The sequence below is a fragment of the Hyphomonas sp. genome (assembly GCF_041398465.1).
Lineage (GTDB): Bacteria > Pseudomonadota > Alphaproteobacteria > Caulobacterales > Hyphomonadaceae > Hyphomonas.
In genome coordinates this window covers 196708-218052 of the sequence record NZ_JAWKUS010000002.1, presented here as the reverse complement: position 1 = coordinate 218052, position 21345 = coordinate 196708, and the positions used below count along the sequence as shown (strand labels likewise).

At 59.8% G+C, this 21345-nt stretch carries 19 protein-coding genes; 5 read left to right on the top strand and 14 right to left on the bottom strand.

From position 1 onward, the window contains the following. Window positions 1-59: 59 nt before the first annotated feature. From pdhA to R3C98_RS07670, 7 genes are all read right to left on the bottom strand, one after another. Window positions 60-1073, bottom strand: a complete 1014-nt coding sequence (gene pdhA, locus R3C98_RS07700; protein WP_371313536.1) for a pyruvate dehydrogenase (acetyl-transferring) E1 component subunit alpha — start codon at window positions 1071-1073, stop codon at window positions 60-62. A gap of 65 nt (window positions 1074-1138) precedes the next feature. After that, window positions 1139-1438, bottom strand: coding sequence for a septum formation initiator family protein (locus R3C98_RS07695; RefSeq protein ID WP_371313535.1), 300 nt, complete (start codon window positions 1436-1438; stop codon window positions 1139-1141). A 71-nt stretch (window positions 1439-1509) separates the two neighbouring features. Beyond that, entirely contained in the window at window positions 1510-2790 is a 1281-nt protein-coding gene (gene eno, locus R3C98_RS07690) for a phosphopyruvate hydratase (RefSeq protein ID WP_371313534.1), read from the bottom strand. A 116-nt stretch (window positions 2791-2906) separates the two neighbouring features. Next, on the bottom strand, window positions 2907-3092 hold the full coding sequence (gene rpmF / locus R3C98_RS07685; protein ID WP_035582709.1) for a 50S ribosomal protein L32: 186 nt from the start codon (window positions 3090-3092) through the stop codon (window positions 2907-2909). 131 nt (window positions 3093-3223) lie between these two features. Beyond that, window positions 3224-4483, bottom strand: a complete 1260-nt coding sequence (locus R3C98_RS07680; RefSeq protein ID WP_371313533.1) for a dipeptidase — start codon at window positions 4481-4483, stop codon at window positions 3224-3226. Between the two features lie 260 nt (window positions 4484-4743). Beyond that, complete coding sequence (locus R3C98_RS07675) at window positions 4744-5484, bottom strand: histidine phosphatase family protein (protein ID WP_371313532.1); 741 nt, start codon at window positions 5482-5484, stop codon at window positions 4744-4746. Then, window positions 5484-6581: a CaiB/BaiF CoA transferase family protein gene (locus tag R3C98_RS07670; protein WP_371313531.1), complete on the bottom strand. Its 1098-nt coding sequence runs from the start codon at window positions 6579-6581 to the stop codon at window positions 5484-5486. Before R3C98_RS07670 ends, R3C98_RS07675 begins: the two co-directional genes overlap by 1 nt. Window positions 6582-6695: 114 nt before the next feature. On the opposite strand from R3C98_RS07670, the gene R3C98_RS07665 reads away from it, so the two are divergent. Then, on the top strand, window positions 6696-7946 hold the full coding sequence (locus R3C98_RS07665) for a hypothetical protein (protein WP_371313530.1): 1251 nt from the start codon (window positions 6696-6698) through the stop codon (window positions 7944-7946). Here the strand turns inward: R3C98_RS07665 and mfd are convergent. Both mfd and R3C98_RS07655 read right to left on the bottom strand, forming a co-directional pair. Further along, complete coding sequence (gene mfd / locus R3C98_RS07660; RefSeq protein ID WP_371313529.1) at window positions 7943-11404, bottom strand: transcription-repair coupling factor; 3462 nt, start codon at window positions 11402-11404, stop codon at window positions 7943-7945. The genes R3C98_RS07665 and mfd overlap by 4 nt on opposite strands. 52 nt (window positions 11405-11456) lie before the next feature. Next, on the bottom strand, window positions 11457-11717 hold the full coding sequence (locus R3C98_RS07655; RefSeq protein ID WP_321489631.1) for a succinate dehydrogenase assembly factor 2: 261 nt from the start codon (window positions 11715-11717) through the stop codon (window positions 11457-11459). Window positions 11718-11812: 95 nt separating this feature from the next. Here R3C98_RS07655 and recG point away from each other — a divergent pair, with 95 nt between their 5' ends. Then, window positions 11813-13873 (top strand): ATP-dependent DNA helicase RecG, encoded by a 2061-nt coding sequence (gene recG / locus R3C98_RS07650; RefSeq protein WP_371313528.1) that lies wholly within the window; start codon window positions 11813-11815, stop codon window positions 13871-13873. On the opposite strand, the gene R3C98_RS07645 is transcribed toward recG, so the two are convergent. Next, window positions 13788-14582: a DUF502 domain-containing protein gene (locus R3C98_RS07645; RefSeq protein WP_371313527.1), complete on the bottom strand. Its 795-nt coding sequence runs from the start codon at window positions 14580-14582 to the stop codon at window positions 13788-13790. The genes recG and R3C98_RS07645 overlap by 86 nt on opposite strands. A gap of 86 nt (window positions 14583-14668) precedes the next feature. On the opposite strand from R3C98_RS07645, the gene R3C98_RS07640 reads away from it, so the two are divergent. The 3 genes from R3C98_RS07640 to R3C98_RS07630 are packed head-to-tail and all read left to right on the top strand — an operon-like array spanning window position 14669 to window position 16898. After that, complete coding sequence (locus R3C98_RS07640) at window positions 14669-15670, top strand: phosphotransferase family protein (RefSeq protein ID WP_371313526.1); 1002 nt, start codon at window positions 14669-14671, stop codon at window positions 15668-15670. A gap of 1 nt (window position 15671) precedes the next feature. Continuing rightward, a complete protein-coding gene (locus tag R3C98_RS07635) occupies window positions 15672-16055 on the top strand; it encodes a DUF6285 domain-containing protein (protein ID WP_371313525.1) in 384 nt (127 codons plus the stop codon). A 27-nt stretch (window positions 16056-16082) separates the two neighbouring features. Further along, window positions 16083-16898, top strand: coding sequence for a hypothetical protein (locus tag R3C98_RS07630; RefSeq protein WP_371313524.1), 816 nt, complete (start codon window positions 16083-16085; stop codon window positions 16896-16898). Here R3C98_RS07630 and maiA read toward each other — a convergent pair. From maiA to R3C98_RS07610, 4 genes are read right to left on the bottom strand one after another with little or no spacing between them, the layout of a single operon-like run. After that, entirely contained in the window at window positions 16895-17533 is a 639-nt protein-coding gene (gene maiA / locus R3C98_RS07625) for a maleylacetoacetate isomerase (protein WP_371314019.1), read from the bottom strand. The two genes, R3C98_RS07630 and maiA, sit on opposite strands and share 4 nt — an antisense overlap. Continuing rightward, the gene (locus R3C98_RS07620; RefSeq protein WP_371313523.1) at window positions 17533-18852 is read right to left on the bottom strand and encodes an N-succinylarginine dihydrolase; all 1320 of its coding nucleotides are present in this window, start codon (window positions 18850-18852) and stop codon (window positions 17533-17535) included. The genes maiA and R3C98_RS07620 overlap by 1 nt, the downstream gene beginning before the upstream one ends. Continuing rightward, window positions 18849-20303: a succinylglutamate-semialdehyde dehydrogenase gene (gene astD, locus R3C98_RS07615; protein WP_371313522.1), complete on the bottom strand. Its 1455-nt coding sequence runs from the start codon at window positions 20301-20303 to the stop codon at window positions 18849-18851. Before astD ends, R3C98_RS07620 begins: the two co-directional genes overlap by 4 nt. Then, entirely contained in the window at window positions 20300-21343 is a 1044-nt protein-coding gene (locus R3C98_RS07610) for an arginine N-succinyltransferase (RefSeq protein ID WP_371313521.1), read from the bottom strand. Before R3C98_RS07610 ends, astD begins: the two co-directional genes overlap by 4 nt. Window positions 21344-21345 lie beyond the last annotated feature (2 nt).

Here is a 21345-nt window from a genome sequence, read left to right as displayed (position 1 = left end):
CCCTCGGCCCGCCGGGGCCTCACAAGCCGAATGCGCGGGGAACCGGCCAGTTCCTCTCGTCACGCGCTCTCAACCTCTTTCAGGACGTCGGTCCACAGCTCGCTCGGGTCCGGTTCCGGACTTTCGAGCGAGAAGTCTGCAGCCTCTTTCACGATGGCCTTGATCTCGTTGTCGATCTTTTTGAGTTCGGCCTCGTCGGCATAACCTGCTTCCAGGATCTGCGCTTTCAGCCCGTCGATCGCGTCGTGATGGCTGCGGACATCGTCCACTTCCTCACGCTTGCGATATTTCGCCGGGTCGGACATGGAATGGCCGCGATAGCGGTAGGTCTTCATTTCGAGAATGTAGGGCCCCTTGCCGGAACGCGCGTATTTTACGGCGCGCTCACCGGCCTCGCGCACGGCCAGCACATCCATGCCGTCCACTTCTTCACCCTCGATCTCGAAGGAGATGCCGCGTTTGTAGAGTTCGGTTTCGGCAGAGGCACGCTCAACGCTCGTGCCCATGGCGTACATGTTGTTCTCGATCACATAGATGACCGGCAGGTCCCACAGCGACGCCATGTTGAAGGACTCATAGACCTGGCCCTGGTTCGAGGCGCCATCGCCGAAATAGGCGACAGAGACATGATCGTTGCCGCGATACTTGTTGGCAAAGCCCAGACCCGTGCCGATCGGCACCTGCGCGCCAACAATGCCGTGGCCGCCGAAAAAGTTCTTTTCTTTGGAGAACATGTGCATCGAGCCGCCCTTGCCTTTCGACAAGCCGCCGATCCGGCCGGTCAGCTCAGCCATGACGCCCTTGGGGTCCAGGCCGCAGGCCAGCATGTGGCCATGGTCGCGATAACCGGTGATGACCTGATCGCCCTCTTTCAGGCAGGCCTGCATGCCGGTCACGACAGCTTCCTGTCCGATATAGAGGTGGCAGAAGCCCGCGATCTTGCCCATGCCGTAGAGCTGGCCGGCTTTTTCCTCGAAGCGGCGGATCAGCAGCATCTCGCGGTAGAAGTGCAGCATGTCGGCTTTGGAAGCCTTAGTGGGTGCTTTTTTGGTACTCTTGGGCTTGCTGGCCATGGTTCCTCCTGCCTTTATCCCGTTATGTGGGGGCAGTTCCGTGAGGGCAAGCCCGGCGAGCTATGTCATTTTGCAGAGGTGCTGTCCGAAGCCAGCAGGATGATCTCGTCCGGATAGACAAATGCCAGCTTCTCACGGGCCAGCGCTTCCATATAGTCCCGGTCTTCCGAGCCACGGGTGACGCGTCGAATATCACCACGCAGATGCTCGATTTCGGTATTGATCTTCGCCAGCTCCGCCTTGCGGTCCTGCAGCTCTATCTGCGCATCGGTCCAACGGCCGAGGCCCTTCTCCCCCGCAAAGGCGTGGTAGGCAAAGTAGAGAATCACAAGGCAAAGGCCCAAGGCCTCGAGTCGGGAGGTCATGGGTTAAAGCTTGGCGTGTTTTGGTTAAGAGAGGGTGAGGACGGCCCGCAACGAGCCGCCCTCAACAGCCATTATTCAGCGTTGATACGCGAGCGGCCGGCATAGATGCCCACCGGGCCCAGCTCTTCCTCGATTCGGATCAGCTGGTTGTACTTGGCGATCCGGTCGGAGCGCGACAGCGAACCGGTTTTGATCTGGCCGCAATTCGTCGCGACGGCGAGATCCGCAATGGTCGAGTCCTCAGTTTCGCCCGAACGGTGGGACATGACGGCCGTGTAGCCATGCAGATGTGCGAGTTCCACGGCGTCCAGCGTTTCAGACAGCGTGCCGATCTGGTTGACCTTCACGAGGATGGAGTTTGCGGCGCCTTTCTGGAGGCCGATGGACAGGCGGTCCGGGTTGGTCACGAACAGGTCGTCGCCAACCAGCTGAACGCGGTCGCCAATGGAATTGGTCAGGGCAATCCAGCCATCCCAGTCATCTTCAGCCATGCCGTCTTCGATGGAAACGATCGGGTAACGGGCGCAGAGATCGGCCAGGTAGGCCGCGAACTCGTCGGAACCGAGGGATTTGCCCTCGCCGGCCAGCTCATATTTGCCGTTCTTGAAGAACTCGGTGGAGGCGGCGTCGAGCGCCAGCGCAATGTCCTCGCCCGGCGTGTAGCCAGCCTTCTCGATGGACTTCATGATGAAGCCAATGGCTTCGTCAGTGGAAGCCAGGTTCGGGGCGAAACCGCCCTCGTCGCCGACATTGGTGTTGTGACCGGCGTCATGGAGCGTTTTCTTGAGGGCGTGGAAGACCTCAGCACCCATGCGGACTGCGTCGGACATGCTCTCCGCGCTGACCGGCATGATCATGAACTCCTGGATGTCGATCGGATTGTCTGCGTGCGCGCCGCCATTGATGATATTCATCATCGGCGTCGGCAGGACACGGGCGTTCGGTCCGCCGACATAGCGGTAGAGCGGCATCGTGGAATATTCGGCAGCCGCCTTGGCGAGCGCGAGCGATACGCCGAGGATGGCGTTAGCGCCGAGGCGGGATTTGTTGTCCGTGCCGTCGAGATCGATCATGAGCATGTCGAGCATGCGCTGGTCGGTGGCGTCGAGGCCGGTCAGCTCGTTGCAGATCTCGCCATTCACGGCATCAACGGCCTTCAGCACGCCCTTGCCGAGGTAGCGATCCTTGTCGCCGTCGCGCTGTTCATGGGCCTCGTAGGCGCCGGTGGAGGCACCTGATGGCACAGCGGCGCGGCCCGTGGAACCGTCGTCCAGGGTCACATCGACTTCGACGGTCGGATTGCCCCGGCTGTCGAGGATTTCGCGGGCGTGGATGTCAATGATCTCGCTCATGGATGTCAGGCTTTCCGTGTTTTATCTGGCCAAAATGCAAGGCGCCCCCTACCCGCTGGCAGGAGGCGCCTGAAGCCTTAGTCGGGTGCGCCCGAAAGCGCAACAGCCGCTAAATGCTAGATATCGTCGCGAGGCTCGAGGACCTGGCGGCCGCGATACTCACCCGACTTGAGGTCGATGTGGTGCGGACGGCGCAGCTCGCCGGAGTTTGCATCTTCGATGTAGGTGTTCATCGCAAGACGGTCGTGCGCGCGGCGCATGCCACGGCGGGACTTCGATTTCTTACTCTTTGGGACTGCCATGACAGGTATCCGGAGTTGTTGCGCCAGATGGCACATGTGAATTGGAAACGCGCGTCATACAGAGCCGAATCGGACTTTGCAAGGCTTGAGCGGCATCCGGCCGGGCTTTTCTTCAGCCCGGCCGGTTCGCCCTATTCCGCTGTTTCCTTCGCAGCTTCCGCCTGACGCATCACGCGCATCAGGTTGCCACCCCAGATCTTTGCCAGATCTTCCTCGGTATAGCCCTCCGCGAGCAGGCGCTCGGTAACTTTCGGCAGGAAGGACACGTCTTCCATGCCCGTCACGCCACCGCCGCCATCCCAGTCAGCGCCCATGCCGACATGATCCGGACCAACCAGCTCCAGCGCGCGGAGCATGTGCTCCATGAATTTCTCGAAGGTCGAGCGCGGCGGCGGGAATTCAGCATTGAGAGCCTGCATCTTTTCCATGTAGCGCGCCCGGGTCTCGTCATCGGCTATGAACGGGTTCACGCCTTCGAATTCGGACTGCAGCTCCTCGAGCGCGGCGCGGCGCTCAGGCGTGTCCTCCAATGCTTCGAGGTAGGTTCCGTAGGCATTGATCTGGATAACACCGCCCTGCGCCGCAATTTCCTCCAGGAACTCATCTGGAATATTGCGCGGGTGATCATAAACCGATTTCAGGCCCGTATGGGTCAGCACGATCGGGGTCGTGGAGATTTCCATCATGTCCTTCACCGACGCGTCGGAGGAGTGAGACCCATCTATCACCATGCCAAGGCGATTTGCTTCGCGGACGAGGTCCTTACCAAGGTCGGTGAGGCCTGTATCTTCGGGGCTGGTGAAATCCGTCGCGCTGCCGCCGAACTGGTTGTCGCGGAAGTGGATCAAGCCCACCATACGAACACCCTTGTCATAGAAAGTCTGCAAGTTATCGACATCGAGCATCAGCGGGTAGCTGTTCTCGATCGATTGCAGCACGACTTTCTTTCCAGAGGCTGCGATCCGCTCAGCATCGTCCGCGGTATATGCCAGTTCGAACGTATCCGGGTGGTCGGCGACCATTTTCAGGATTTCGTCCTGACGCGCCGACGCCGCCTTGAACGCGGCGTCATAGGATTCGTCCGTCAGAGGGCCCTGGGCGGTGAAGATAACCCAGAATCCGCCATCCAGGCCGCCCCGATCCATCTTGGGTACGTCCACCTGCACCGATCCAAGTTCGCTCGGATTGTCGGCCATGATGTCAAAATCAGGCTTGGACAGGTTCGCAGGGGTATCGAGGTGCGAATCCAGAACCATCAGGCGTTCGTGAATTTCTTCTGGTGTTGCGGCCTCAGCCACTTCTGCAGGCGCGGCAGGTTCCGTTTCAGCGGCTTTCGGGGCGCAGGCGCCCAGAAGGGCAAGGGCTGAAACAGCCAGGAGCGTTTTGCGCATATGAGTCTTTCCTTCCAATGCTGGGCGAACCGTAGAGGTTCATGACAGCGTGGCAAGAATTCAAGCAGCAGAAAAATGCCGCTCCCGAAGGAGCGGCTAAGGTTTAGCAAGAAGGACGTCGACCTGATGCCTTTGCAAGCAGCCGAGGCTCCCGGCCGACATCGATATTTCTAGCGAAGTGAGTCTGAACAGGATGACCTGGCTACCGTTGTCTTCCATTCACCTTTCAGGCGAGTGGGGCCCCAGGTTTCACAACCCTTTTACGAATCTGCGTCCGCGCGTGTGAAGATAGCCTCCACGCTCCGCAGGTTCATGCCGTTTTTGAGATAGTTGGCGGGCGTCAGATTGACCGCCTTGATCATTCCCCGCTCAATCTTGGTCCGATTACCCGATTCATCAGGCACCAGGTCAAAATCGATGATGTTGACGCAACCGGTGTCTTGCTCGAAGCCCGCACTGGCACCGAGTGGCGCACCGATCACCGAGGCTAGCACCATCCGGTTGACCACTTCATGCGCGACGACCAGAGCCGTCGCCCAACCGGGCCTTCTCAACAGGTCCGTCAGCCCATCCATGATGCGGACCATCGCATCCGAGAATTTCTCCCCTCCAGGCAGGAATTCTGCGTCCGGCTCTCCAGCCTGCTCAAACAGGAAGGTCATGGTCGCTGCGAGATGTTCGGCCGAATTGAAATTGATGTACTGGCCCGACCTCAGCTCCTGAAACCGTTCCTCTACTTCAAGTTCTGGCGCGTCCGGGTGCTCGGCCAGGACGATCTCCGCAGTTTGCCGCGTGCGCTTCAGGCCGGAACAGATCGCCAGATCGAAGTGAACCTCCGACAAGGCGACGCCTGCCGACCTCGCCTCTTCCTCCCCTTCCGGGGTCAGGCTGACAATCGACGGATCCCGCGTCCGGCGGACTTCTTCGGAAGTGTAATCGACGAAGCCGTGCCGCATCAGATAGATGCGGCGCCGGCCTGTCGTTCCCGGCAGGGCGCTCATTATTTGGAGACGCCCCAGTCCTTCAGAATCTCGTCCGTGTGCTCACCAAGCCCTGCCGGCCGGCGCTGGATGGCGGACGGCGTGGCAGAAAAGCGCGGTGCCGGGGCGGGCTGGACCACGCCTTCCAGTTCCACGAACGTCTGGCGGTCGGTGTTGTGCTTGTAGTTCGGCGCTTCTGCCATCGAGAGGACCGGAGCAAAGCAGATGTCCGTGCCTTCCATGATCTCACACCACTCATCGCGCGTCTTCGTCTTGATGACGTCCATGACCTTCTGTTTCAGTTCTGGCCACTTTGAGCGGTCCATCTGGGCGTCGAAGGCGGAATCGGTCAGACCCGCCTTTTCACGCAGGATGGCGTAGAATTGAGGCTCGATGGAACCGATGGAGACCCATTTGCCGTCTGCGCATTCATACGTGTCGTAGAAGTGTGCGCCGCCGTCGAGCATGTTGGCTTCACGGTCGTCAGTCCAGACGCCCATGGCACGCATGCCGTAGAACATGGCTGCCAGTGAAGCTGCACCGTCCGACATGGCAACATCGATCACCTGACCCTTGCCACCGTTCTTCACGCTCACAATGCCGGCCAGCAGGCCCATGGCGAGGTAGAGTGCGCCGCCACCATAATCACCCACCAGGTTCAGCGGCGGACGTGGACGGCCCTCGCCGTCGCCCATGGCATGCAATGCGCCTGTAATGGCAATGTAGTTCAGGTCATGGCCTGCCGAGTGCGAAAGTGCACCGGTCTGGCCCCAGCCGGTCATGCGGCCATAGACGAGGTTCGGATTGCGCGCGAGCACCACATCCGGCCCGAGGCCGTTACGCTCCATGACGCCAGGGCGAAAGCCTTCGATCAAGCCATCAGCTTTCTCCAACAGCTTCAGTGCGGTCTCGATATCAGCCGGGTCTTTCAGATTGAGACCGATTGAGCGGCGCCCGCGGCCCGTGACGTCAGCCGCGCGGCCGGGACGGCCATCACCCGGACGATCGATGCGAATCACGTCAGCACCCATGTCTGAAAGCAGCATGCCGCAGAAAGGCCCCGGGCCAATTCCAGCAAACTCTACAATCTTAACTCCGCTGAGAGGTCCCTGAGCCATCTCCAAACTCCCTTTCTAAGCCGTAATCTCGGTATTAGCAGATCATTAAGGCGGTGCGCCCCAAAAGGAAGGGGTACCCCGACGTCGCCCGACGCGGCGATTCCAGAGTTGCGTATGATTGATCTGTCTTTCCTCGATCCTCCTATCGAAGTGGCGGCCTCCGGCCCCCGTCTGGAGACGATTCTGGCCCGGCTTCGCGCAAATGGCATGCGCGCCTACCCGGCCAGCGATCCGATCGATTTCGACGCGACTGAGCCCCTCCTGATCGATATGGAAAGCCTTCCTGAAGGCCTGCGTGATCGCGACATCAAACTGAGTGAAGGTGCAGAACGGCGCCCACTCGTGCTTTTGACGAGCAATACGCAAATCGCCGACGGCGTTGATGCGCTGATCGTCAGCCGGGACAGCGACCTGGACATGCTACGCGCGCGGCTGACCTCGCTCGTCCGGCGTCAGGCCCGCACAGCAGAATTCAGAATTCGCTTGGAGACCGCCGAGACCTTCGGTGCAAGCGACATAGAGCCTACGCCTGAACGGCGGCCTGAGGTGCTCTATCTTGGGGACGGCGGCGTGGGCTTCTTTTCCTTGCGTGCCGCACTCAAGGGACACGACATTTCTGTCACGGCGGCGCTCACCCTGCGTACCGCCGCGGATTATCTGAAGTCAGGTCGCTTTTCCGCCGTCCTTGCTGACCTGACCCCCAGTGGCGGAGATGCTGCCAATCATGTCGACTGGAGCCGGGCCGAGGGATTGCTGTCGGGCACACCGTTGTTTGTGCTGACCCAACCTGGCGCTGATCTCTCCGAAGCGCACCTCAACGCGCTGATGGTCAGCACCGACCTTGTCGAACAGTCCGGCGATGCCGAAGCGCTGGCTGGAAGAATTTCTCGCGCGATCACCAATCATGCAGCCTGTGCTCCGGTCTTGCCCACACAGCTTCAGGCGACACCATCGGTGGATCCCCATACCGGCCTGTTCCATCGGGATTTCATCAAGTCCCACCTGGACCGTCAGATATCTCTATCGTCGGATCGCGGCGAACCGCTCTGTGTGCTGACCATAAAGTTGGATGAGGAATTCATCTCGCTGCTGCCTGAGTTTGCGCGTGTAACGCGCGCCTGTGTTCGGGATACCGACTGCATTGCTCATTTTGGCAGTGGCACAGTCATCGTCTCCGCACCTCTGACGCCCTATCGGGGTGCTGTTCGGCTGGCGGAGCGCCTCATGACAGCGCTCGCTCGCAAATCGGATTTTGAGGGTTTGCGTCTCAGTTGGCGGGTCGTTGAGAAGAGATCCTACCATACGGCAGGCACGCTCCTCGCCGAAGGCCTTTCAGGCCCCTACACCCGCGAATACGCTGCCTAGGCGCTCACCAGCCCGGCAGCAGCTTCCAGTTCCTTCAGAAACGCACGGACCCGGCCGAGCCGCGTCGGCGCGTCTCCGCCTGTGAAGGAATGCACAAGTTTCGAATCCGGGCGCAGGCGCAGCACGTTCGGGCGCGACCGGACGATCTCCATCAACCTGGCCGGGTCGAGCACCGTATCCTGACGGAACGCGAAAACAGCGCCCTTGTCTCCTGCGTCCAGTTTCTCGATGCCGAGCATCTTGCATTGCACCTTGATGGCGGTGACTTCGAGCAGCTGCTTCGTCGGGTCTGGCAACGGCCCGAAGCGGTCGATCAGTTCTGCCGCGAAGCCTTCCCGCTCCTGGCTGGTCGAGATTTCGGACAGGCGGCGATACAGCGACAGCCGGATCGAGAGGTCCTCGACATAGTCCTCCGGGATCAGGACCGCGACACCCATATTGATCTGCGGCGACCAGTCGTCGGCGACGTCCTCATCGCCCTGTGCGCCGGCTTTCAGCGCATTCACGGCATCTTCCAGCATGGACCGGTAGAGCTCCACACCGACCTCCCGGACATGGCCAGATTGCTGGTCGCCCAGAAGGTTACCAGATCCCCGCATGTCGAGATCGTGACTTGCCAATTGGAAGCCAGCCCCGAGACTGTCGAGCGACTGGAGCACGCGAAGACGGCGGTCGGCCGTTTCGGTGATGACCTTGTCTCTCGGCGTTGTGAAATAGGCATACGCGCGAAGCTTCGACCGTCCGACCCGTCCGCGCAGCTGGTAGAGCTGCGCCAAACCGAACATGTCCGCCCTGTGGATGATCAGAGTGTTCGCACGCGGAATATCCAGGCCACTTTCAACGATGGTCGTCGACAGCAATACATCGTACTTGCCTTCATAGAAGGCCGTCATGATGTCTTCCAGTTCGCCGGCGCCCATCTGGCCGTGCGCGACGATGAAGGACACTTCCGGCACATTCTCCGACAGGAAACGTTCGAGCTTGTCGAGATCCTGGATGCGCGGCGCCACGAAGAAGGCTTGTCCACCACGGTATTTCTCCCGCAGCAGCGCTTCTCGAAGTGTGACCGTATCTTCCTCGGTAATATAGGTCCGCACCGAAAGGCGGTCGACGGGTGGTGTAGCAATGATGGAGAGGTCACGGATCCCCGTGAGCGCCATTTGCAAGGTCCGCGGAATCGGAGTTGCCGACAAAGTCAGTACGTGCACGTCGGCTTTCAGTTCCTTGAGGCGTTCCTTGTGCTTCACGCCAAAGCGCTGCTCTTCATCTACTATCAGCAGGCCGAGGCGCTTGAATTCAATCGTTTTGGCAAGCAGCGCGTGGGTGCCGACGACCACATCCACACTGCCATTTGTCAGGCCCTCGCGGGTTTCCGAGGCCTCTTTCGAGCTGACGAGGCGTGAGAGGTGTCGAACCTTAAGCGGCCAGCCAGCAAAGCGTTCCTCGAATGTCTTGAAGTGCTGGCGAGCCAGAAGCGTCGTCGGTGCGATGACGGCGACCTGTTTGCCGCTCATCGCCGCGACGAAAGCGGCGCGCAAGGCAACCTCGGTCTTCCCGAAACCCACATCGCCGCAGACGAGACGATCCATCGGTCTGCCGGAGCCGAGATCCCCGAGAACATCTTCAATGGCGTTCAACTGATCGTCGGTTTCCTCATACGGGAAACGTGCGGCGAATTCCTCGTAGATACCCTGCCCGGCATTGACCGCATCAGCTCGCTTCAACTCACGTGCGGCGGCAATGGCCATGAGTTCGGCCGCCATTTCAAGAATGCGTTTCTTGGCTTTGGCCTTGCGGTTCTGCCAGCCCGCTCCGCCAAGCCTGTCGAGCTGGCTCTCGGCCTCTTCCGATCCATACCGGGAAATGAGATCGATGTTCTCGACCGGCAGGAAGATCGTGTCGCCACCCGCATATTCCAGTTGGAGGCAATCGTGCGGCGCGCCGGTGACTTCGAGTGTCTTCAGGCCCACATAGCGCCCGACGCCGTGATCGACGTGTACGACAAGATCGCCCGCGTTGAGCGTGGCAGCGTCGGTGATGAAGTTCGCGGTCTTCCGTTTGCGGCGCGGTGCCGCGAGGCGGTCCCCCAGAATGTCCGCTTCCGAGATGATGGCGAGGTCTTTAGTGACGAACCCGGTTTCCAGCGGTATCTCGACAACCGAGGTCTCTGCCTTTCGGGCGGCTTCCAGAGAATGCACCTGGACGAGATCTTCGAGGCCATGATCGGCAAGCACGTTGATCAGGCGGTCCGCTGAGCCGGTGGACCACGCCGCGAAGACGACATGGCGTCCGGATTTCTGGAGATCCTTCGTGTGCGTGATCGTCGCTTCGAAGATGTTCTCCTGGCTCATCATCCGCTCAGGCGCGAAGTCGCGGCCACGGCGTACTTCCATGTCGTAGTGCCCTGGCGCGGGGTCTGCCGGATTGAACCGGGCGACAGCACGGACGCTGAGCCCCTGCTCCAATTCCGTCGGATCGAGATAAAGTTGTTCAGGTGCCAGCACCTTCGCTGCGCTGGCATCACCGCCGCCGGCTTCGAGCCTTGCCTGATAGTAGTCGGTGGCTTGTGCGAGGCGCTCCGCTGCAGCCTCCCCCGAAAGATGTCCGAAGCCGATCAACGCATCAGCGCCAATATAGTCGAACAAGGTATCCAGCGATGCGTGGAACAGTGGCAGCCATGCTTCCACGCCCTGCCTGCGGATCGATGCACGCGCGGCCTCATACATGGGATCACCAGAAGGTGGCCCGAAGACATCGAGGTACTTCTCGCGGAAGCGGCTGAGTACATCATCGTCAAACAGGATCTCGCTGACTGGTGCGAACGCGACTGACCGCGTGTCGCCTGTGGACCGCTGGGTCTCCGTGTCGAAGGTGCGGATTGTTTCCAGCGTGTCGCCGAAGAAGTCGAGGCGGAGCGGTTCACCTGCCGTTGGTGGGAAGATATCGATGATCCCGCCACGGATCGCGTATTCGCCCTGCTCCCGCACGGTGCTGGCGCGGACATAACCGTTCACCAGCAGGTATTCATTCAACTCCTTCTGACTGACGGTCTGGCCCGCGATCATCGAGAAGGAAGACCGCCGCATTGTGTCGAGCGGAGGCACCCGCTGAACGATGGATGTCGCCGTGGTGACCACCAGAAGCGGCCCCTGGCTGGCTTCGTAGCGGGACAGGCGCGCAAGCGCGGCGCAGCGACGGGCGGCGACGCTGGCGGTCGGGCTCACCCGGTCATAGGGAAGCGTATCCCACCCCGGCAGGTCCACCTGGTCCAGACGTGGTGCGATGAATTCCACAAGCCGCCGGGCGGTTGCTGCGGTCTTGTCGTCGCGGGCGACATACACCCCGATACCGCCGCGCGCCTGAAGCGCCGGGATGAAGGCCATCAGGTCCGCACCAAATGGTGCGCCGCCCAGCGCTGCCGGGCCACTCAGGGATTTCAGGAGTTCGACAGGTGTCATGCCAGACCTTCAGACGCAGTTAGGCCGTGAGCCCGGATGCCGAAGCGTCTGCTCAACCGGCCTGCGCGGCGTACTTGAATGCGATCAATTGGTCCAGAACCGGGCTGCTCTGATCTTCCGGAACGTCAGCCTGGCCCACCAGCCAGGCATAAACTTCCCAGTCTGGCAGGTTCAAAAGCGCCTCGAACTGGTCGAGTTCGGTTTCGCCGTAGGTATCAAGGTGCTGGTCCGCAAAGCTGCCCATGAGAAGGTCCATTTCCCGGAATCCCCTGCGCCATGCACGGAACTTCAGTTTGCGGCGGCGGGCATCCATGGGCGGCTCCTTGGTCTGAAGAATGACATAAGGCTTTTCCTCCCCGGATCAAAGCGGCGTTGTGCCATCGAGGGGCGCAGCTTAGGTTCGCCTCAATGCGAGACGAGCGACTCTTCCCCCTGTTCGAGCCTCTGGATTCCCTTTCGGGCGTCGGGCCGAAGCTGAAGCCGGCTCTGGAGCGGTTGGTCGGCGGAGAGCACGTCTGGGACCTCCTGCTTCACTTGCCTGAGCGCTGGGTCGACAGGCGGGTCCGTGCTTCGATTGACGAGACAGAGTTCGGGGAAGTCGCAACGGTGAAAGGTGAGGTCCACGCCTATCACCCACCCTACAATGACAAGTCGCCTCATCGGATCCAGCTGTTTGATGGAACCGGCTTTCTGACACTTGCCTTTTTTCGGGCAGACGGACGCTGGCTGCAGGGTCAGTTCCCAATGGGCAAGGAGCGTGTCGTTTCCGGACGCATCGAGGATTACCGCGGCGAACGCCAGATGACCCATCCGGATTACATTGTGGATCCCGCGCGCGGCCCCCTGCCGCCCGCTGTGGAGCCGATCTACGGGCTCACGGCTGGCCTCACGAATAAACGCGTGCATGGTTTTGCCGAACAGGCCCTCGGGCGCGTGCCGGACGACTTGCCGGAATGGGCCGACAGCGGATTGGTGGAAGCCAAGCGATGGCCGGAGTTCAAGGAAGCGCTGCAATGGCTGCACACGCCCGAAACCTATGACGAAGAGAAATTCGCGCTGGCGCGGGAACGGCTCGCCTATGACGAAGCGCTGGCCCGGGAGAGCGCCTTCGCGCTCGCCCGCATGGCGCGCAAACGCCGCTCGTCGCCTTCCATTCCTCACGCCGATGAACGGATCGCCGAACTGATACGGTCCCTGCCATTTGCACCAACCGGCGCTCAGATGCGGGCGTCGGATCAAATTTCCGAGGACATGGCCGGAACGTCTCCGATGAGACGGATGCTCCAGGGCGACGTTGGTGCGGGCAAGACTCTTGTGGGTGCGATGGCAGCCGTTCAAGCGGCTGCTGGGGGCTTTCAGTCCGCCTTCATGGCGCCAACGGAAGTACTGGCGCGGCAGCAATACGAAACATTGACCAGACTTTTATCGCCTCTCGGCTATACGGTCGCAGCCCTCTCCGGACGCGACAAAGGCACGGTCCGTGAAGCGACCTTGATGGGGCTTGCCGATGGCTCCATCCAGATTGTCGCCGGAACGCACGCCCTCTTCCAGGAAGCTGTCCGGTTCCGGAACCTCGGACTGGTGATTGTGGATGAGCAGCATCGGTTTGGCGTGGCTGACCGCATGAAACTCGCCGGCAAGGCCGAGAGCCCGCACATGCTGGTCATGAGCGCGACTCCCATCCCGAGAACGCTTGCGCAGGCCGTGAACGGCGACCTGGATGTCTCCATTCTCGACGAAAAGCCCGCCGGGCGAAAACCAGTTGAAACGCGTGCCATTCCCGACACGCGCATGGACGAAGTCGTCGATGCCGTCGGACGCGCCATCGGACGCGGCGAACGGGTGTTCTGGGTTTGCCCGAAAGTGGACATCGACGATGACGACTCCACCGCTGTTGGGCGCCATGCGATGCTGTCAAAGCAGTTGAAAGTGCCCGTGGGATTGGTGCACGGACGCCTTAAAGCTGCGGAAAAAGACTCAGCTCTGGAAGACTTCCGGACCGGCGCCACACGCGTGCTGGTCGCAACGACCGTCATCGAAGTCGGTGTCGATGTGCCGGAAGCGACAATCATGGTCATCGAGCGGGCGGAAGGGTTCGGCCTCGCACAACTCCACCAGTTGAGAGGCCGCGTGGGCCGCGGCGACAAGCCTTCCTATTGCCTGCTGCTCTATCGCCCGCCTCTAGGTGATATGGCCCGCGAACGGATCGAGACGCTACGGCGCACCAATGATGGCTTTGAAATCGCTGAAGCGGATTTCAAACTGCGGGGGCCGGGTGACATTCTGGGCCTGCGTCAGGCAGGCGCGACCGACTACCGGGTGATCGACTTGTCGAAGGACGCGGCGCTCCTCGCCATTGCGGCGAAGGATGCCGAAGCCCTCGTCAATTCGGATCCTGATCTTGAGTCGGTTCGGGGCCGGGCGCTCCGTCTGGCGCGGGAGCTGATGGTTCCCCGGACTCTGTCGTAGGAGCCTTGCTGTTCGCCGCATCGATTGCGGCCTTCACATCGGGATGCTCAGGGACAACAAGTCCAGCCGACAGGATCATGCGCGCGCCCTCTTCAACACTCATGTGCAGCTTGATCGTGTTTTCGGCCTTCACGAACATGATGAAGCCCGAGGTCGGGTTCGGCGTCGTCGGCACGAACACACCGATATATTCTTCGCTGAGGTGCGTCCTGACTTCGCCCCTCGCCGGGGCGGCGACAAAGCCAAGACACCAGCTGTCCGCTCTGGGAAACTGGATCAGCACGCACTCACGGAACTGTTCCGTCGGATTGTTCGCGAAGACATCGACGAGCTGTTTAAAGGAAGAATAGACGGTTCTGACAATCGGAATCTGACTCAGCACGCGATCCGTGATCACGACGACTGATCTGCCGAGCAGGTTGGTGGTGATCGCACCGAGTATGGTGAGGAACAGGACCAGCACAATGACGCCAAATCCCGGAACCGCGTAGTTCAGATAGGTTTCCGGCCTCAGGGATTCCGGCAGGATCGGAACAACGCGCTGGTCGATGTAATTGATGAAGAATTGCAGGATCGCGAACGTCACCACGATCGGGAGCGCAATTACCATCCCGGCAAAGAAGCGCGCACGCAGCCAGGCCCAGGCACTCACTCGAGGCAGTTTCTCCACCTCAAGAATGCCCATGTCCTTTTTTGGCTTCTTGGCCATCTAATGAAACTCCTTCCCGACCGCGCGTCATGCTCTCGCAAGGGAAGAGCTTGGCGCGACCTTTCTTCCCTGCAATTGTGGCGAAGATGGGAAGTAACGAACAGATCACAAGCGCGCTAGAGGCCTGGGCCACAGGTAAATTCGGTTCCGGCATCAAAGTCAGCGGTCTCAAGCGCCTTTCCGGCGGCGCAAGCCAGGAAACGTGGGCTTTCAACGTCTCCAGTGGCGGTCAGGAAATGCCCATGATTCTGCGGCGGGCGCCGGGCGGAGTGGAAGCAGCCCGGTCGTCTCAGGCCATCGGTCTGGCAATGGAAGCGACGCTTCTGACCCACGCCGCGAAAGCGGGCGTCCCGGTCCCTCCGGTTCTCGGCGTGTTCGAGGACGATCCTGAGCTTGGCCAGGCTTTCGTGATGGACCGCATCGACGGCGAAACGCTGGGCCGGAAGATCCTGCGCGACGACGAGTTTGCCGGTGCGCGTGACGTGCTCGCCCGCCAATGCGGCGAAGCGCTTGCCGGTATCCACTCTATTCCGCTCGATACACTGCCGGATTTGCCGGTCAGCGACGGGCTAACTCAGCTCGAAAAATATGAATCGATCTACCGGGCGTACAATTTGCCCCGTCCGGTGTTCGAACTGGCTATTTCCTGGCTGAAAGCAAACGCTCCAGCAGCGCTGCCCGTCGTCCTGGTGCACGGAGACTTCCGCCTCGGTAACCTGATGGTGTCCGAGACTGGTCTTGCCTCTGTCCTCGATTGGGAACTCGCCCATATCGGAGATCCGCGCGAAGACATCGCCTGGCTTTGCGTGAATTCCTGGCGTTTCGGACATGCCGACAAGCGCGTTGGCGGATTCGGCGAACTTTCAGACCTATTGGACGCCTATGCTGCTGCAGGCGGTCCCAAATTGACTCCGCGGGATATCGACTGGTGGGAGATGATGGGTAGCCTGAAATGGGGCATCATGTGCATGACCATGTACGAGGCCTTCCGCTCAGGCGCTGACCCGAGCGTTGAGCGGGCCGCCATCGGCCGCCGGGTTTCGGAAACCGAGATCGACCTCGTAAACCTGCTGGAAGGAGTGCGCTGACATGCATGACGCCCCCTCAACGGCTGAACTCGTCGAAGCCGTGAAACGCTTCATCGATGACACGGCCTCGCCCCAGCTGACCGGGCACGCGGCGTTTCATGCCCGGGTCGCCTCCAATGTTCTGGCGACAATCCTGCGTGAACTTGAGCAACGGCCCGGCGCCGAAGTCGAGGAGAAGGCACGGCTGGTCGCCCTACTCGATGCCGATCGGGAAACGACTCTGGACGCCCTCAACCGGGACCTGTGTGCCCGCATTCAGGCAGGAGAGATGGACCTTTCCACAGACGGCCTGCTGGACCACCTAAAAACCACCACAATTGCGCAGTTGTTTGTCGACCAACCTCGCTATTCAGGGCTGGCTCTCGCGTTGCAATCACGTGGCTGAGCCGCAACCGCAACCGGACACGCCACAATGAAGAAACCTGCTCTATGGATCGCATCCGCAATTATTGTTGCTGGATTGGGCGCCTGGCTTTGGCGGACCGTGATATCCCCGCCACCTTTTATCGAAGTGAATCCACTCAGCTATACTGACTATGCCAGCTGGGCCGTCATTCCCAAAGAAACGCCGCCGGCCGTCTGGCAGGACGGCTGGGCAATCGATGTCTTTCTCGTGGACAGCGCTTCTGAATTGCAGGGCCGCACCGGAAAGCAACTCGACAAGAAAGAACAAAAAGCGCGCCTCCAGGGACGTATGCTCGAAGATGGTCTCTCCGCCATTGGCCCGGTGTATGCCCCCCTTTACCGCGCCGACGCAAAAGGTGACGACCTGGCCCGTGCCTTTCTGATCTATCTCAGAAAGCACAATCATGGCCGCGCCCTGGTGATCGCCTCAGATACCCCGTTGCCTGACGCCTTGCTCGCTGAAATCCAGTTCGAGCCGGACCTCACGGAACGCTTTGGTGGCTTTTACCGCGTAGGCAAAAATCCGGATTCTCTGGCGCTTACGGAAAATCCCGACCAGCCGGTTGAAACCTACTGCCCGGATTATCTGAATGAGAGCGGAGATTGCGTGCGGGACGTGACAACTGTTCGGGATGGCGGGTTTGCGGTTCTCGCGCCGGAGTCTGACATTGGAGCTTCAGCAGCAGCGTTCCAGGAATGGCTGCAAGCGAATGCCTCCCCCATGGCCGAACCGCTCGGTGACCTGGAAGAAGTCGAAATCGTCGATATCCGCCGCCCGGGTGACACCGACGAGCGGCGCGAAACGAAGAACAATCGCGACTAGGTGGGTTTGTTTGCCTGGGGCGATGCCTTTTTGAAGGCATCAAGTTCCATGCAGGCAGCATCCAGCCTCAGAAGCGCTGGAAAGGCCGAAAGGTCCATATCAAAACGGCGCGCGTTTGCGATCTGCGGGACAAGAGTAATCTCCGCGATCGTCGGGGAATCACCGAACAGGAAGCTGCCATTGTCCTGACCAGAGGCGAACTTTTCCAACGCTTCGAACCCGCGCCGGATCCAATCATGATACCAGCGTGTAACTGTGGTGTCGTCGGCGCCAAACTCGCTTCTCAACGTCGACAAGACTGCAAGATTATTCAAAGGGTGGATATCGCAAGCAATCGTGTTTGCGAATGATCGCGCCTCAAGCCGTTCCCACGGATCGGCAGGCAAGATCGCGGGATCTGGATAGGTTTCCTCCAGCCACTCGAAGATCGCCGTAGACTGACCGACCCGCGCCCCTCCTACTTCGAGCGTAGGCACCCGCATTTGTGGATTCACGGCACGATAGTCATCCGATTTCTGCTCGTCAGCCCCCGGAGCGAGATTCACCGACACCTGCTCATACGGAACGCCCTTGATATTCAGGGCGATGCGCACGCGGTAAGCCGCTGAAGAGCGCCAGTAATCGTAGAGACGGATCATGCCAGTTCCTTCAGATCGAGCACATCAAGCAATGCTTCTCGTGCAGTTCGGCACTCATCGGCAAATGACAAATCTGCGAGGTCTTCCGGCGCAAGCCGATCACGGTAGGTCTTCCGGACAATTGCTTGCAGAGAGTCAATGCGTTCCTCATTCAGCAATACACCCTGGTGGCAGGCAGCAATTTCCTCATCCGTCATAACCACCCGCAGGCGTAGGCAGGCGGGTCCGCCTCCATTCCTCATCGACTGCCGGACATCGACATATTCAACCCGGCCAATCGGCCCGTTGCCACTGACCAATCGCTCACAGTACGCTCGCGTCGAATTTGTTTCCTGAACTTCTGTCGGCGCAACAAGAACCAGGCGTGACTCTCCAGGCATGACGAGCAGTTGTGAATTGAACAAATAGGATCGAATGGCGTCTTCGAGAGAAACCTCGGAAGTGGGGACCATGACAGGTTTCAGTTCAAACAAACCGTCTGCGGCTTTCTGTAAACTCTGCAGCGTGCCAGCTGTGTCCTCAAAAGCTGCCTCGTGGAAGAACAGTGTGTCGATGGCACCGACGCAAACCACGTCATTGTGGAAGGCGCCTGCATTGATAGCTTCAGAAGATTGCCGGATGAAAGCAGTCCGGTCTGACGACAGACCATGGGCTCGCGCGATGCTTTCCGCTGCCAGTTTTGTTTGCCGCGCTGGAAAACCTGCTGTGCTTTCTCCCGCTTCACGGCCGTAGACGAACAACTCCACACCGGGATCACCATGCGCCGCGCACAGGCGGACATGGTTCGCTGCGCCTTCGTCGGCAAAGTCCGCATGCATCGGCAACGCCGCATGTATGGCAAAATGCTCGTCATCACCAAAAATGGCCTGAAGAGATGCGGTTGTGTCGGGATGCTCTGTAGAGCGATGCAGCATCGTGGAAAGATTGGCAGCCGTGAGATGAAGACGCTTGTCCTGCGTGTCTGCCGCTGGAGAGATGGTAGCGGCATTTGCCGTCCACATACTGCTGGCTGAATAGGCGACTTTCAACAAGCGCGGTGCCCGTGCGGCGGCCTGCTCAATGATCTGCCGGTCACTGCCATGAAACCCGGCAGAAACAAGAAAGTCGAAATTTGGACGCGGCAATGGCGGAAGAAGCCCCTGCGTGAGGCCTGCTTTCAACAGGGTACGCATTTTCTCGAGCCCCTGCAGAGCTGCTTCTCTAGGATTGGAGACATCACCGGCATTGCGGGAACTTGCAAGGTTTCCGTCAGACAGTCCGCCGTAATTGTGGCTCGGGCCGATCAGACCATCAAAGTTGACTTCTCTGGCCTTCACTTCGGGAACCCCTGCGCGCTCATCCGAACCGCTTTGTCAGAGACCTGGCTCGCTTGCGGCCAAGCGCAATAGTCTGCTGCGTAGTAAGCCCCTGGACGGAAGTTCCCGGAAAGGCCAGGCCCGCCAAACGGCATGGAGCCACTCGCCCCGGCAGTTGGCCGGTTTCTATTCAGGATACCTGCCCGCATTTCATGATGAGCCTTCACCCAGAGCGCATCATCATCGCTGACAAGACCACCGGACAAGCCGTAGCGGGTTGCATTCGCCCTGATGATCGCCTGTTCAAAATCGGCCACGCGAGTGATCTGCATCACCGGACCAAACAATTCCTCATCCGGAATATCGATCGCATCGCTGACATCGATTACACCCGCCGATACGAAGCCGCCACCACGGTCCAGACGCTTCAGTTCCTTCAATGCCCGCCCTCCGCGAGCGACCAACATGGCCTGAAATTCAACGGCGTTCACGGCAGCCTTTTCCGAAACCAACGGCCCCATGAACATGCCATCTTCGTTCCAGGCACCAATGGATAGCCCTTCGGCCCGGGCAACGATTGCCTCTGCGACCTGATCTCCCCATGCCCCTTCCGGCAGAATGACACGTCTTGCGCATGAACAGCGCTGGCCACTCGTAAGGAACGCCGATTGGGCAGCAATATCAGCCGCAGCATCAACATCTGCAGGATCCCAGATGATCAGCGGATTGTTTCCGCCCATTTCGAGAGCAAGAATAACTTCCGGACGCCCGGCAAAATGTTTGTGGAAGAACACACCGGTTGTAGCTGATCCGGTGAACAAAAGCCCATCAATATCAGAGTTCAGTAGAGCGCCACCAGTCTCCCGTCCGCCGTGAACGATGTTCAGGCATCCTTCCGGAAGGCCCGCTGCGGCAAAGGCTTCGGCCATGTGGTAAGCGACACCTGGTGCAAGCTCTGATGGTTTGAACACGCATGTGTTGCCGGCCAGCAATGCCGGAACGATATGTCCATTCGGAAGGTGTCCGGGGAAGTTGAACGGACCGAAGACGGCCATGACTCCATGCGGCCGATGCGTGAGATGTGAAGAACCGAATGCCGCTGCACTGAATTTTGTGCCGGCCCGTTCCACCTGCGCGGCGATTGAGACCGCGACCTTGGCTTTCATGGTCGCGGCTTCGGCCTTCGACTCCCAGAGCACCTTGCCCATGTCCCGGCTGACGGTTTCCGCAATTGCGTCTGAACGCATTGCGATTTCGTCGGCATAACGTTCGAGCACCGCAGTCCGATCACCTTGCGGCAAGCTGGCCCAATGCTGGAAAGCCTTTCGGGCGGATGCTACCGCAGTCTGAACATCCGACTCATCTGCCCCCTGTCCGTCCCAGACCACGTCACCGGTGGCGGGGCAGAAATTCTGGAAATGCGCCCCATGCCCGGTTTGCCAGCGGCCATCTATATATGCACCATCCATCACGTCTTGCTCCGTTGCCAGATCCGGCCTTCTGCTCCCGGCTTCAGCTTGAGAAGTTCGAGCGTATGAGAGCTCATCACAGCGGTGTCCTCATTTTTCAGAATGCTGTTTGCGAGACTCGCCCGAAACTCCGAAAGCGTATCGCTTGTCGCGAGGCCCTGCTTTGCGTCCGGGTCATCAGCGACGTCACCGACTTCGAACCGCACGCAGCGGCTTTCTTGTATTGTTCGGATATGGCGGCGCTGGGCAGTGACCAGCGGCCCACCGTCGAAGATGTCGACTGTCCGGTCAAATTCGAATCCTTCCCACTGCAACAGTTTATATGCCCCCACACCGTCGGAATGGCACCGGCCGATAACTTCACGAGCTTCGGGGGGAAGCAGGTCTACATAGATCGGGTACTTCGGCATCAAGTCCAGGATGAATTGGTTGTCGGTGGTAGCTGATAGCCTGTCCGCTTCGGTGAAATCCATTCGAAAAAAGTGCCGGCCGAGGCATTCCCAGAATGGTGAGCGTCCCTCATTGTCCACCACGCCCCGCAACTCTGCCAGCACCTTGTCGCCAAAACGCTCAGGCGCTGCTGCCATGAGCAAGTAACGCGACTGAGCTGCCAGGCGCCCTGCTCCACCACCACGGTGCTCTGGCTTCAGGAATAGCGTTCCGACCTCCGTATACCCCACATATTCGTTGGTTAGGACCAGCGCATCCATGTCAAAACGGAGGTTTCCTGCGGCCTGACTTGCCTGCGCCAATGTTATGACACGATAATTAAAAAATGGCTGGTCAATGCCGGTGCCTGCTTTCACCGCGGAGCAGCCGACAATTTCACCCGTACCAGCATCCTCCATCATCAGGAGATATTTGCCGTACTCTATGCGATGGAGGCGCCCAAGAAAGGCGTCATCTGACTTCTGCAAACGTTCCCGAAGGATTGGCACATCAACTGGCAGGCTCGTAAATCCGGGTCCGGACAGTTCGGCCAGTTCGATCAGCGATTGCAGATCGCCGAGCCGCGAAGGGCGCATCACATAGTTTTCTGCCATGG

Bases quoted from the DNA above. Each gene is read 5' to 3' on its own strand.
- R3C98_RS07655 (WP_321489631.1), bottom strand. From the start codon at position 11,717: ATGGATGCCCGCCGCCGCAAACTGAAGTTCCGTGCATGGCGCAGGGGA.
- recG (WP_371313528.1), top strand. From the start codon at position 11,813: ATGCGAGACGAGCGACTCTTCCCCCTGTTCGAGCCTCTGGATTCCCTT.
- R3C98_RS07665 (WP_371313530.1), top strand. From the start codon at position 6,696: ATGATTGATCTGTCTTTCCTCGATCCTCCTATCGAAGTGGCGGCCTCC.
- rpmF (WP_035582709.1), bottom strand. From the start codon at position 3,092: ATGGCAGTCCCAAAGAGTAAGAAATCGAAGTCCCGCCGTGGCATGCGC.
- R3C98_RS07610 (WP_371313521.1), bottom strand. From the start codon at position 21,343: ATGGCAGAAAACTATGTGATGCGCCCTTCGCGGCTCGGCGATCTGCAA.
- R3C98_RS07630 (WP_371313524.1), top strand. From the start codon at position 16,083: ATGAAGAAACCTGCTCTATGGATCGCATCCGCAATTATTGTTGCTGGA.
- R3C98_RS07695 (WP_371313535.1), bottom strand. From the start codon at position 1,438: ATGACCTCCCGACTCGAGGCCTTGGGCCTTTGCCTTGTGATTCTCTAC.
- R3C98_RS07635 (WP_371313525.1), top strand. From the start codon at position 15,672: ATGCATGACGCCCCCTCAACGGCTGAACTCGTCGAAGCCGTGAAACGC.
- R3C98_RS07645 (WP_371313527.1), bottom strand. From the start codon at position 14,582: ATGGCCAAGAAGCCAAAAAAGGACATGGGCATTCTTGAGGTGGAGAAA.
- R3C98_RS07680 (WP_371313533.1), bottom strand. From the start codon at position 4,483: ATGCGCAAAACGCTCCTGGCTGTTTCAGCCCTTGCCCTTCTGGGCGCC.
- eno (WP_371313534.1), bottom strand. From the start codon at position 2,790: ATGAGCGAGATCATTGACATCCACGCCCGCGAAATCCTCGACAGCCGG.
- R3C98_RS07640 (WP_371313526.1), top strand. From the start codon at position 14,669: ATGGGAAGTAACGAACAGATCACAAGCGCGCTAGAGGCCTGGGCCACA.
- mfd (WP_371313529.1), bottom strand. From the start codon at position 11,404: ATGACACCTGTCGAACTCCTGAAATCCCTGAGTGGCCCGGCAGCGCTG.
- pdhA (WP_371313536.1), bottom strand. From the start codon at position 1,073: ATGGCCAGCAAGCCCAAGAGTACCAAAAAAGCACCCACTAAGGCTTCC.
- R3C98_RS07675 (WP_371313532.1), bottom strand. From the start codon at position 5,484: ATGAGCGCCCTGCCGGGAACGACAGGCCGGCGCCGCATCTATCTGATG.
- R3C98_RS07670 (WP_371313531.1), bottom strand. From the start codon at position 6,581: ATGGCTCAGGGACCTCTCAGCGGAGTTAAGATTGTAGAGTTTGCTGGA.